Origin of the sequence: Streptomyces sp. NPDC091272 (assembly GCF_044757485.1) — a bacterium.
GTDB lineage: Bacteria > Actinomycetota > Actinomycetes > Streptomycetales > Streptomycetaceae > Streptomyces.
Genome location: NZ_JBIVVC010000004.1, coordinates 18,187 through 30,560, shown reverse-complemented (window position 1 = coordinate 30,560; position 12,374 = coordinate 18,187). Strand labels below are relative to the sequence as shown.

The following is a 12,374-nucleotide window of genomic DNA, read 5'->3' as shown; positions in this document are numbered from 1 at the left end:
CCTCATCAGCCCCCTGCGGCGCTACGTCACGGCACCTCACTCGGCGGCGGCGTCGGCGCCCCCGGCAGTCGCAGTACCGCCTCCGTACCCGGGCCGCCGTCCTCCGGGGCGCGCAGGGACACCTCGCCGCCCGCCTCCCGGACCGTACGGGCCACGATGGACAGGCCCAGGCCCGAGCCGGGCAGGGCGCGGGCCGACGGGGAGCGCCAGAAGCGTTCGAAGACGTGCGGGAGGTCGGCCGCCGGGATGCCGGGGCCGTGGTCGCGGACCGTGAGCACGCCCAGGTGGAGGCGGACCGAGACCGTGCCGCCGGGCGGGCTGAACTTCACCGCGTTGTCGAGGACGTTGATCAATGCCCTTTCGAGCGCGGCCGGTTCGGCTCGTACGTACCAAGGGGCCAGCGAGGGGACGAACGTCAGCTCCGGCCCGCGCAGCCGGGCGCGGTCGAGCGCGGTCCTGGTGAGGTCGTGGAGGGGGACGACCTGCACGGGGGACTGCCCCGGGGCAGTCTCCGGACGGGCCAGCTCCTGCAAGTCCGTGATGAGGGCCGCAAGTTCGGTCATCTGCGCCTTGACCGACGAGAGCAGCGCCTTGCGGTCGGCGGGAGGCAGCGGGCGGCCGGTGTCCTCGCTGCGGGAGAGCAGCTCGATGTTGGTACGCAGGGAGGTGAGCGGGGTGCGGAGCTCGTGGCCCGCGTCCGCGATGAGCTGGGACTGGAGGTCGCGGGAGGAGGCGAGCGCGGCCGTCATCGCGTTGAAGGAGGCGGAGAGGCGGGCGATCTCGTCGTCCGCGGCTCCGGACGGCGGGATGCGGACGGTCAGGTCCTCGGTACGGGCGACGTGCTCGACGGTCTCGGTGAGCCGGTCCACCGGGCGCAGTCCCGTACGGGCCACCCACAGCCCGGCCGCGCCCGCGCCGACGATGCCGATGCCGGTGACGGCGAGCAGGAACAGGGCGAGCCGGTTCAGCGGGTCGTCGACCTCGGCGAGCCGCCGCGAGAGGGAGACGGTGAGCCCGGTGTCCTCGTCCCGCGTGGTCAGGACGCGCACGCCCTCACCCTTGCTGTCCACGCCGTCGTGCAGCGCCTCGGTCGCCAGGCCGAGGGCCACCGCCTGGTCGGCCCGCTGGACGACGACCGGGGTCGAGCCGGGGCCGACACAGCGCGTCCCGTCCGCCATCACCACCTGCACGGAGACCGTGCCGGGCGAGAGGTTCTGGGTGTTGTGCAGGGGCTCGTCCGGGCGGCAGTCGCGGTAGGTCTGGCTGAGGTAACCCGCACCCGCCTTGGTCTTGCCGAGGGTGTTGTCCATCTCGGCCTGGAGCTGACTGCGCGTCACCAGCCAGCAGGCGACGGCACACAGGGCCACCGCGACGGCCACCGTGGTGGCGACCAGCAGGGCGAGCCGGGTCCTGATCCGCAGGGTGCGCAGCCGGTGGACGAGCGAGGTCACGCGGAACCGCCCGCGTGAGCGCCGGTGTCGGCGCGCAGGACGTACCCGACCCCCCGCACCGTGTGCACCAGGCGCGGCTCGCCGCCCGCCTCGGTCTTGCGGCGCAGGTACATCACGTACACGTCCAAGGAGTTGGACGAGGGCTCGAAGTCGAAGCCCCAGACGGACTTCAGGATCTGTTCGCGGGTGAGGACCTGGCGGGGGTGCGAGAGGAACATCTCAAGCAGGGTGAACTCGGTCCTGGTCAGCTCGACCTGCCGCTCACCGCGCGTCACCTCCCTGGTCACCATGTCCATCCGCAGGTCGTCGAAGGTGAGGACGTCACCGGGGGTCGCGGGCAGGCCGGCCTGCTGGGCGTACGAGCTGCGGCGCAGCAACGCCCGTACGCGGGCGAAGAGTTCGTCCAGCTCGAAGGGCTTGACGAGGTAGTCGTCGGCGCCCGCGTCGAGCCCCGAGACCCGGTCGCCGACGGTGTCGCGCGCGGTCAGCATCAGGATGGGGGTGGTGTCGCCCGCGTGCCGCAGCCGGCGGGCGGCGGTCAGGCCGTCCATCCGGGGCATCTGGATGTCGAGCACGATCAGGTCCGGTGCGTACGTCGCCGTCTTGGTGAGCGCCTCGACGCCGTCGACCGCGACCTCCGTCCCGTACCCCTCGAAGGCCAGACTGCGCTGGAGCGCCTCGCGCACGGCGGGCTCGTCGTCGACGACGAGGATGCGCTCGGTGGCGGGCCGGTCCTCGGGGGGAGTGGCTGCGGGGGTCATCGATCCGTCCTGCTCTTCTCCGGTACGGGGTGGGGCACGTCCAGCTTTACACGGTGGGCAGTGGTGTGCGGTGACCCGCGTGCCCGGCGGGAGGCTGCGTGCGCTCGCGTTCGGGCGCCGGGCCGGGCCGGGTGTCGCGCTACACGCCGAAACCGCTGCCGAAGCCGCCGCGCTGCTCCTGCTGCTGGTTCTGCTGCTGGTTCTGCTGCTGGTCCTGGTCGCCCGAGCCGCCCTTGCGGAGGCTGTCGAGGTCGGACTTCACGGTGTCGACCGGGATGGCGAAGCCGAGGCCGACGCTGCCGGACGCCCCGCCACTGCCGCTCGCACTGCCCGAACTCGGGGCGTACATCGCCGAGTTGATGCCGATGATCTCGCCGCGCATGTTGATCAGCGCACCGCCGGAGTTGCCCGGGTTGAGGGACGCGTCGGTCTGGATGGCCTTGTACGTGGTCTTGGACTGGCCCGTCTCGCCGTTGAACTGCTCACCGCCGAACTCGAACGGCCACTCGCCCCCGCCGCGCTGTCCCTGCCCCTGCCCCTGCTGCTGCGGCTCGTCCTTGGAGACGGTCACGTCCCGGTCGAGGGCGGAGACGATGCCGCTGGTCACCGTCCCGGACAGCCCCTCGGGCGAGCCGATGGCGACGACCTCGTCCCCGACCTTGACCCCGGAGCTGCTGCCCAGCTTCGCGGTGGGCAGCTTGCTCGCGTCCTGGAGCTTGATGAGGGCCAGGTCCTTGTCCGGGTCGGTCCCGACGACCTTCGCGGTGTAGCTCTTGCCGGTGGACAGGGTCACCTTGACGCTGTCGGCCCCGGCCACGACGTGGTTGTTCGTGACGATCTCGCCGTCGGCGGTGATGATCACGCCGGAACCGGTGGAGGCACCGGCGCTCGACGTCGCGCTGATCTCGACGATGGCGGGGCCGACGGCCTGCGCGACGCCGGAGACCGTGCCCATGCTGGACTGCGAGACGTTGCTGCCGGGGGCGGCCGATCCGCTGACGTCCCCGCCGTCACCGGCGGTGATCCGCTGCGTGACGTAGGCGGCGCCACCACCGACGGTCGCGGCGACGATCGCCACGGCGGCCAGCAGCGCGACGGGCCCACGAGCCCGGCGCCGGGTCCGGTGCGCGGTCGGCGCGTGTTCCGGGGGCGGCGGGAAACCGGCGTACGAGTACGAGTTCGAGGTCAGGTACGAGGGCTGCTGCTCGGGCTGCTCGCCGCTGGGGCGCGGGGTCTCGGTCGTCATGCTCATGAGCTTGGGCCCGGTGCATGAGAACCGTCTGAGGGCTGGTTAAGAAGGACGGCAGATTCCCGTATGCCCGATGTAAGGGAAGCAGGGCGCCGAGGCCTTCGAAACCCAGGGAGTGGTGCGTGCGGGACTCCCGACGCCCGTCGCACGCAGGCGGCCCCGCCCCCGCAAGGACCCCCTCCCCCCGGCGCCACCTCCCCGTAACCCGGGATTAAGACACCCTTGCGATCCTCGCTCAATGCGACCCCCCGTGCACTCTCCGCCCGCTGCCCTCTATTTCGGCGCGCCCGCCGAGGGTCCCGCGCGGAAGAATGGGGGGATGAGCCAGCAGTCGCAGTCCAGCAGCAGCGCCGGCGCCGGTACGGACGTCCCCGTGCAGCACTCGCAGCCTGCCCAGCCCTCCGTCGGCTCCATCGCCGCGCACCGCCCGCACACCCTCGCTGCCGCGCCCGCGCACGGACTGGATCCCGATCTCGACTCGGATCTGGACATGTACGTGGAGAGCGAGGCCTCGCTCGGCGACGGCAGCGCGCCACTGCCCCACGGCCGCTTCCTGGACCGGGAGCGCAGCTGGCTCGCGTTCAACGAGCGGGTGCTGGAGCTGGCCGAGGACCCGGCCACCCCGCTCCTCGAACGGGCTAATTTCCTCGCCATCTTCGCCAGCAACCTCGACGAGTTCTTCATGGTGCGGGTGGCCGGGCTGAAGCGGCGGATCGCGACCGGGGTGGCGACGCGCTCCGCCTCCGGGCTGCAGCCCCGCGAGGTGCTCGACCTGATCTGGACCCGTTCCCGCGAGCTCATGGCCCGGCACGCCGCCTGCTTCCAGCAGGACGTCGCGCCCGCTCTCGCCGACGAGGGCGTGCACCTGATCCGCTGGCCGGACCTCACCGAGAAGGAGCAGGCACGGCTGTTCACGCTGTTCCGGCAGCAGATCTTCCCGGTGCTGACCCCGCTCGCCGTGGACCCGGCGCACCCCTTCCCGTACATCTCGGGGCTGTCCCTGAACCTGGCCGTCGTCGTACGCAATCCGGTCAGCGGCCACCGGCACTTCGCCCGGGTGAAGGTGCCGCCGCTGCTGACCCGTTTCCTGGAGGCCTCGCCCGAGCGTTACGTACCGCTCGAAGACGTCATCGCGGCCCACCTGGAGGAGCTGTTCCCCGGCATGGAGGTGCTGGCGCACCACATGTTCCGGGTGACCCGCAACGAGGACCTGGAGGTCGAGGAGGACGACGCCGAGAACCTCCTCAAGGCACTGGAGAAGGAGCTGATGCGGCGGCGCTTCGGACCGCCGGTGCGCCTGGAGGTCGAGGAGTCCATCGACCCCTACGTACTCGACCTGCTGGTACGGGAGTTGAAGGTATCCGACGCGGAGGTGTACCCGCTGCCGGGCCCGCTCGACCTCACCGGCCTCTTCGGCATAGCGGGACTCGACCGGCCCGAGCTGAAGTTCCCGCGCTTCATCGCGGGCACCCACCGCGACCTCGCGGAGGTCGAGTCGGCCTCGGCGCCGGACATCTTCGCGGCGCTGCGCGAGCGTGACGTCCTGCTGCACCACCCGTACGACTCGTTCTCGACCTCCGTCCAGCTCTTCCTGGAACAGGCCGCCGCGGATCCCGACGTGCTCGCCATCAAGCAGACGCTGTACCGGACTTCGGGCGACTCGCCGATAGTGGACGCGCTGATCGACGCCGCCGAGTCCGGCAAGCAGGTGCTCGTACTGGTGGAGATCAAGGCCCGCTTCGACGAGCAGGCCAACATCAAGTGGGCGCGGAAGCTGGAGGAGGCGGGCTGCCACGTCGTCTACGGCCTCGTCGGGCTGAAGACGCACTGCAAGCTGTCGCTCGTCGTCCGGCAGGAGGGCGAGACCCTGCGCCGCTACAGCCACGTGGGGACCGGTAACTACCACCCCAAGACGGCCAGGCTGTACGAGGACCTGGGCCTGCTCACCACCGACCCGCAGGTCGGCGCCGATCTCTCCGACCTCTTCAACCGGCTCTCCGGATACTCCCGCCGCGAGACCTACCGGCGGCTCCTGGTCGCCCCCAAGTCCCTTCGGGACGGCCTCATCTCGCGTATCAACCAGGAGGTGACGCACCATCAGGCGGGCCGCCCCGCCTATGTCCGCATCAAGGTCAACTCGATGGTCGACGAGGCGGTCGTCGACGCGCTGTACCGGGCGTCCCAGGCGGGGGTGCCGGTGGACGTGTGGGTGCGCGGGATCTGTGCCGTACGGCCTGGCGTCACCGGGCTCTCCGAGAACATCCGGGTCCGCTCCGTACTCGGCCGCTTCCTTGAACACTCCCGGGTCTTCTCCTTCGGCAACGGCGGCGAGCCCGAGGTCTGGTTCGGCAGCGCGGACATGATGCACCGCAACCTCGACCGCCGCATAGAGGCACTGGTACGGGTCACCGACCCGGCCCACCGGGCGGCGCTGAGCCGCCTCCTCGAAACCGGGATGTCGGACAACACGGCCTCCTGGCACCTCGGCCCGGACGGCAACTGGACCCGACACTCCACGGACGCGGACGGACACCCCTTGCGCCACGTACAGGAAATGCTGATCGACGCCCGGAGGCGCCGACGTGCCACGCCATGAGCCACTCACCTCCCCCCACGACTCCCTTACGCCGCTCACGCACGCGCCCCGCCCGGACGCACCCCGCCCCGGCACGGCCCGCGCGGACACGTCCGCGACAGGCAGGCCCGGGGCGGGCGAGACCTCGACGGACAGGCCCGGGGCGGGCACGTCCGCGACGGACAGGCCCCTCGTGAGCGGGGAGGGTGAGCTCCTCGCCACCTACCTGCACTGCCGGTCCGCCGACTTCCTGCGCGCCCTGCGCCGCCACCGGGAGAGCTCGGACGCCACCGACCAGGACCGGTCGGTGCGCTCCGCACTGGACATGCGGTGCGCGGCGCGCCGGATCGGCGGGGCGCTGCACACCTTCCGCCCCCTGACCGACCACGCCTGGGCGGACCCGCTGCGCACCGAACTCGCCTGGCTCTCCGGGATGCTGGCCCGCGAGCACGCCTACGCGGACCGGCTGGAACGGCTGCTGGAAGCACTCCAGCGAATGGGCTCGTCGACGGCGCTGCCCGCCGCCCGGGGGGACGGGCCTTCCGGCCGGGCCCCGGCCGGCCCCGACGCCCCCGCCACCGCCCCGCCGCGCGAGAGCGCCCTCGGCATCGCCCGCGCCGGGGCCCTGCTGGAGCGCCAGCTCACCCTCGCCCGTACCCGCGCCCACTCCGCAGCCCTCCAGGCCCTCGGCTCCTCCCGGTTCCACGCGGTCGCCGACGCGGTCGCGCTGCTCGCCTCCGACGCACCGGTCGCACCGGGCGACCCCGTCCCGCACGCCGCCCTCGCCGAACGCCGGCTGGGCGAGGCGGTGGCTGCCCTTCCGCTGGGCCGCGCGGCCCGCCCGTACAACTCGGAAGCAGTCCACGAGGGGCAGGACACCCCCTGGCACCAGGTCCGCCTGCTGCTGCGGCTGCACCGGTACGCCCAGGAGGTCACCGGCGGCGACCCGGCCGGCCTCGGCACCCTCGCCGAGGCGAGCCGCACCCTGGACCGCCACCGTGACGCGGCGGAGGCAGCGGCGGCAGCGGCTGCTGCCGCCCGTACCGCCCGCATCGCTCCCGCCACGGCGTACGCACTCGGGGTGCTGCACTCCGAGCAGCGCCACCAGGTCGAGGCGGCCCGCTTCGCCTTCCAGCGGCAGTGGCGGCGTGCGACGGAGGCGGTGCGATGAACGAGACGACGGCCCCGGGGACTGTCCTCGCGGCCGGCTGCGTCCTGTGGCGTCGCGCCCCCTACGACGGCGGGATCGAGGTCTGCCTGGTCCACCGGCCCCGCTACGACGACTGGTCCCACCCCAAGGGCAAGCTCAAGCGCGGCGAGGACCCGCTGGCAGGGGCGCTGCGCGAGGTGCTGGAGGAGACCGGACACCGCTGCCTGCCCGGCGCCCGGCTGCCCACCGTGCGCTACGTCGCGGCCGGCCGGCCCAAGAAGGTCGACTACTGGGCGGCCGAGTCCGCCGGCGGCACCTTCGTCCCGAACGACGAGGTGGACCGGGTGCTCTGGCTGCCCCCCGTCGCGGCCGGAAACCGCCTCACCGAGACGCGCGACCGCGAACTGATAACCGCACTGCTGGACGTCCTGCGCGCCGGCTGACGCCTGCCGGCGCCCGGACAGCGCATCGCCGGCGCCCGGACACCGCCTCACCAGGGCCGTACGACCCGCCGCCGACCGGGCCCGAGGTCCCGTCGGCGGGCCCGGCACCCCGTCGCCCGCCACGGTTCACCTCTCGTTCACCCTCCCCCGTAGGCCGCTTCACCTGATCTGCCTAATTTCGTACGTACAGGGTGACCGGCCCGGCGGCCGAGAACCTCCCGTACATCTCACGACTCCACGCACGCCGCCCGCCCAAGGGACAGGCGGCACCCGGAAGGAAACCAGAGAGTGATGAAGCTCCAGCGCAAGAACCGGCTCCGCGCCACCGCAGTCGGCGCCCTCGCCGTCTCCGGCGCCCTGCTCCTCACGGCGTGCGGCTCGGACAACAACACCGGTGGCAGCACCGGGGGCAACGCCAACAGCACCGCCGCCAAGAACGTCAAGTGCGACGGCGCCAAGGGCAAGCTGCTCGCCTCCGGTTCCTCGGCGCAGAAGAACGCCATGGACCTCTGGGTCAAGAACTACATGGCCGCCTGCACGGGCGTGGAGATCAACTACAAGTCCTCGTCCTCGGGCGACGGCATCTCCAACTTCACCACCGGCACCGTCGGCTTCGCCGGTTCCGACTCGGCGCTCAAGCCCGAGGAGGTCGAGGAGTCGAAGAAGATCTGCAAGTCCGGCCAGGGCATCAACCTGCCGATGGTCGGCGGCCCGATCGCGATCGGCTACAACCTGCCGGGCGTCGACAACCTGGTGCTGGACGCCTCCGCCACCGCCAAGATCTTCAACAGCCAGATCAAGAAGTGGAACGACCCGGCGATCGCCAAGCTGAACCCGGGCGCCAAGCTTCCCGACTCGGCGATCCAGTCGGTCCACCGCTCCGGCGACTCGGGCACCACCCAGAACCTCGGCAAGTACCTGGGCAAGGCCGCCCCCGCCGACTGGAAGTACGAGGCCGAGAAGAAGTGGCCGGCCCCCGGCGGCCAGGGCGCGAACGGCTCGGCCGGCGTCGCGGCCCAGGTGAAGCAGGTGGAGGGCTCCATCGGCTACTTCGAGCTGAGCTACGCGACCTCGCAGTCCATCCCGACCGTCAAGGTCAACACGGGCGCCGCGGCCCCGGTCGCCGCCAACTCGGAGAACGCCTCCAAGGCCATCGCCGCCGCCAAGATCAAGGGCACCGGCAAGGACCTGGCGCTCGACCTGGACTACACGACCAAGGCCGAGGGCGCCTACCCGCTGGTCCTGGTGACGTACGAGATCGTCTGCGACTCGGGCAACAAGGCGGAGTCGCTGGGCAACGTGAAGTCCTTCCTCGGCTACACCGCGTCCGACGAGGGCCAGAAGATCCTCTCCGAGAACGGCTACGCCCCGATCCCGACCGAGATCAACACCAAGGTCCGCGAAACGGTCGCAGGCCTGAAGTAGTCCGCCTGGGGCGGCGGGGAACGTGCGAGCACGTCGTGGCTGATCGCGCAGTTCCCCGCGCCCCTAAATGCCTGCTCCCGCCCTCCCCAGCCCCCTTGGGCAGCGGGGCCGCCCCCCGGGGGCGGAACGGGTGGGCAAGGGGGCGGCCCCCACGCGGAGCGTCCAGGCCGCGACCGCCCGACCCCCGACCGCTCACCCTCACCCCCCGCCCCACCCGACGACCGCCCCACCCGACGACCGCTCCCCCGCCCCACCATCCGGTGCACCGCCGCCCGGGAGCCGCCCCCCCACCCGGGGCCCTCCCTTCCCAGACCGGAAAGACCCGCCATGACCTCCACCGTCATACCCCCCGAATCTCCACCCTCACCCCCACCGCCCGCCGCCAAGGCGCAGGGCACGACCCGCCCCGGCGACAAGATCTTCCGCGGCCTCTCCCGCGGCTCCGGCATCCTCCTGCTCGTCGTCATGGCGTCCATCGCCACCTTCCTGACGGCCCGCTCGGTAGTGGCCATCTCCGGCAACGAGGGCAACTTCCTCACCACGTTCGACTGGAACCCCGCCGGTGACCCGCCGGTCTTCGGTATTGCCGTACTCCTCTACGGCACCGTGGTCAGCTCGATCATCGCGATGGTGATCGCCGTCCCGATCGCCGTCGGCATCGCGCTCTTCATCTCGCACTACGCGCCGCGCAAGCTGGCCGCGCCCCTCGCCTACGTGGTCGACCTGCTGGCCGCCGTGCCGTCGATCATCTACGGCATCTGGGGCGCCCTCTTCCTCGTCCCGTACCTCGGCGGGCTGAACTCCTGGCTGGACAGCTACCTCGGCTGGACGCTCATCTTCGAGAAGACCGAGATCGGCCCCGCGCGCAACCTGTTCACCGTCGGCATCCTGCTGGCGATCATGATCCTGCCGATCGTGACCAGCGTGAGCCGCGAGGTCTTCCTCCAGGTCCCGAAGATGAACGAGGAGGCGGCCCTCGCCCTCGGCGCCACCCGCTGGGAGGTCATCCGCCTCTCGGTGCTGCCCTTCGGCCGCTCCGGCGTGATCAGCGCCTCGATGCTGGGCCTGGGCCGTGCGCTCGGCGAGACGATGGCCGTGGCCACCGTCCTCTCCCCCAGCTTCCTGTTCTCCGGCCACCTGCTCGACGCGGGCGGCGGCACCTTCGCACAGAACATCGCGGCGAAGTTCGACGAGGCCAACGAGTACGGGCGCGACGCGCTCATCGCCTCGGGTCTCGTCCTGTTCGTCCTCACCCTCCTCGTCAACGGTGCCGCGCGGCTGATCATCGCCCGCCGCAAGGAGTACTCGGGGGCCAACGCATGAGCCAGGCAACGATGACCCAGGACACGGCCCCCGCCCCCGCGCCCCGTACGAACTCCCTCTCCGGCAAGAGCCTCCCGCGCTGGTCCCCGGTCGGATTCGGCGCCGCCGCACTCGTGCTGGCGATCGGGCTCGGCACGCTCGCCGGCTGGCAGAGCAAGGTCCAGTGGGGCCTGCTCGCCGCCCTCTTCTTCGTCGCGCTGACCTTCACGGCGAGCGCACTCGTCGAGGGCAAGCGCCAGGCCAAGGACCGCGTCGCCACCAGCGTCGTCTGGGTCTGCTTCCTGCTCGCGATCATCCCGCTCGCCTCCCTCCTGTGGGTGACGGTCAGCCGCGGCATCAAGGCACTCGACGGGTACTTCCTGACCCACTCGATGGCCGGTGTGCCCGGCTTCGAGGCGGGCGGCGGCGTCTACCACGCGCTGATCGGCACGGTGGAGCAGGTCGGCATCGCCACCCTGATCGCCGCCCCCCTCGGCCTGCTGACCGCCGTCTACCTGGTCGAGTACGGCAAGGGCGCGCTCGCCAAGGCGGTGACGTTCTTCGTGGACGTCATGACCGGCATCCCGTCCATCGTCGCGGGCCTCTTCCTGCTCTCGATCATGCTGATGTTCGAGCTCCAGCCGTCCGGCCTGATGGGCGCCCTGGCGCTCGCGATCCTGATGGTCCCGGTGGTCGTACGGTCCACCGAGGAAATGCTGAAGCTGGTACCCAACGAACTGCGCGAGGCCTCCCTCGCCCTCGGCGTACCGAAGTGGCGCACGATCCTCAAGGTGGTCCTGCCGACCGCCGTCGGCGGCATCACCACCGGAGTCATGCTGGCCATCGCCCGCATCGCCGGTGAGACCGCCCCGATCATGCTCCTCGTCTTCGGCAGCCAGCTGATCAACCCGAACCCCTTCGACGGCGCCCAGTCCTCGCTCCCGTTCTACATCTGGGAGCAGTACCGGGTGGGCAGCGAGGCGTCGTACGACCGCGCATGGGCAGCGGCCCTGGTCCTGATCGCCTTCGTCATGATCCTCAACCTGGTGGCACGCGGCATCGCCCGCTGGAAGGCCCCCAAGACCGGTCGCTGACGCGACAACCTGAAAGCGAAGTGACCGAATCATGGCAAAGCGAATCGACGTCTCCGGACTGTCCGCCTTCTACGGCACCCACAAGGCCATCGACGACATCTCGATGACCGTCGAGCCCCGCTCGGTGACGGCCTTCATCGGCCCGTCCGGCTGCGGCAAGTCCACCTTCCTGCGCACCCTCAACCGCATGCACGAGGTCACCCCAGGCGGCCGGGTCGAGGGCAAGGTCCTGCTGGACGACGAGAACCTCTACGCGTCCACCGTCGACCCGGTCTCCGTACGGCGCACCGTCGGCATGGTCTTCCAGCGCCCCAACCCCTTCCCCACCATGTCGATATTCGACAACGTGGCGGCGGGCCTGCGCCTCAACGGCTCGTACAAGAAGAACGAACTGGCCGACGTCGTCGAGAAGTCCCTCAAGGGCGCCAACCTCTGGAACGAGGTCAAGGACCGCCTGAACAAGCCGGGCTCCGGCCTCTCCGGCGGTCAGCAGCAGCGGCTGTGCATCGCCCGCGCCATCGCGGTCGAACCGCAGGTCCTGCTCATGGACGAGCCCTGCTCGGCCCTGGACCCGATCTCCACCCTCGCCATCGAGGACCTGATCGGCGAGCTGAAGGAGCGCTTCACGATCGTCATCGTGACGCACAACATGCAGCAGGCCGCCCGCGTCTCCGACCGCACGGCCTTCTTCAACCTGGCGGCTGTCGGCCAGCCCGGCAAGCTGATCGAGCTGGACGAGACCGAGCGCATCTTCTCCAACCCGTCCGTCCAGGCCACCGAGGACTACATCTCGGGCCGCTTCGGCTAGCCGGACCCCGGGGCCGCGGGCCGGCCCCCCCACACACTTGCGGTGCTGCATGGCGGTGCCACCGCAAGGCAAAGGGCCCGCCCCCGGTGCGTACACCGGGGGCGGGCCCTTCTCCG

At 71.3% G+C, this 12,374-nt stretch carries 10 protein-coding genes; 7 read left to right on the top strand and 3 right to left on the bottom strand.

Annotated elements, in window-relative coordinates; translation table 11 throughout:
- Positions 1-26: 26 nt before the first annotated feature.
- The 3 genes from ACIQM4_RS13175 to ACIQM4_RS13165 form a co-directional block, all read right to left on the bottom strand.
- Positions 27-1,451 carry a sensor histidine kinase gene (locus ACIQM4_RS13175; RefSeq protein ID WP_401590253.1) on the bottom strand — a complete coding sequence of 475 codons (1,425 nt, stop codon included), beginning with the start codon at positions 1,449-1,451 and terminating at the stop codon, positions 27-29.
- The gene (locus tag ACIQM4_RS13170) at positions 1,448-2,212 is read right to left on the bottom strand and encodes a response regulator transcription factor (protein ID WP_401590251.1); all 765 of its coding nucleotides are present in this window, start codon (positions 2,210-2,212) and stop codon (positions 1,448-1,450) included. The genes ACIQM4_RS13175 and ACIQM4_RS13170 overlap by 4 nt, the downstream gene beginning before the upstream one ends.
- Before the next feature lie 139 nt (positions 2,213-2,351).
- The gene (locus ACIQM4_RS13165; protein WP_401590248.1) at positions 2,352-3,464 is read right to left on the bottom strand and encodes a S1C family serine protease; all 1,113 of its coding nucleotides are present in this window, start codon (positions 3,462-3,464) and stop codon (positions 2,352-2,354) included.
- 316 nt (positions 3,465-3,780) lie between these two features.
- On the opposite strand from ACIQM4_RS13165, the gene ACIQM4_RS13160 reads away from it, so the two are divergent.
- The 7 genes from ACIQM4_RS13160 to pstB all read left to right on the top strand — a co-directional run bounded on the left by ACIQM4_RS13160 (position 3,781) and on the right by pstB (position 12,258).
- On the top strand, positions 3,781-6,057 hold the full coding sequence (locus ACIQM4_RS13160) for an RNA degradosome polyphosphate kinase (RefSeq protein WP_401590245.1): 2,277 nt from the start codon (positions 3,781-3,783) through the stop codon (positions 6,055-6,057).
- 172 nt (positions 6,058-6,229) lie between these two features.
- On the top strand, positions 6,230-7,207 hold the full coding sequence (locus ACIQM4_RS13155) for a CHAD domain-containing protein (RefSeq protein ID WP_401590242.1): 978 nt from the start codon (positions 6,230-6,232) through the stop codon (positions 7,205-7,207).
- Complete coding sequence (locus ACIQM4_RS13150) at positions 7,204-7,629, top strand: NUDIX hydrolase (protein ID WP_401590241.1); 426 nt, start codon at positions 7,204-7,206, stop codon at positions 7,627-7,629. Before ACIQM4_RS13155 ends, ACIQM4_RS13150 begins: the two co-directional genes overlap by 4 nt.
- 291 nt (positions 7,630-7,920) lie before the next feature.
- Positions 7,921-9,054, top strand: coding sequence for a phosphate ABC transporter substrate-binding protein PstS (gene pstS / locus ACIQM4_RS13145; protein WP_401590238.1), 1,134 nt, complete (start codon positions 7,921-7,923; stop codon positions 9,052-9,054).
- Between the two features lie 327 nt (positions 9,055-9,381).
- Complete coding sequence (pstC, locus tag ACIQM4_RS13140; protein WP_401590236.1) at positions 9,382-10,377, top strand: phosphate ABC transporter permease subunit PstC; 996 nt, start codon at positions 9,382-9,384, stop codon at positions 10,375-10,377.
- The gene (pstA, locus tag ACIQM4_RS13135) at positions 10,374-11,450 is read left to right on the top strand and encodes a phosphate ABC transporter permease PstA (RefSeq protein ID WP_401590234.1); all 1,077 of its coding nucleotides are present in this window, start codon (positions 10,374-10,376) and stop codon (positions 11,448-11,450) included. The genes pstC and pstA overlap by 4 nt, the downstream gene beginning before the upstream one ends.
- A gap of 31 nt (positions 11,451-11,481) precedes the next feature.
- Positions 11,482-12,258 (top strand): phosphate ABC transporter ATP-binding protein PstB, encoded by a 777-nt coding sequence (gene pstB, locus ACIQM4_RS13130; protein WP_401590231.1) that lies wholly within the window; start codon positions 11,482-11,484, stop codon positions 12,256-12,258.
- The last annotated feature ends 116 nt before the right edge of the window (positions 12,259-12,374 follow it).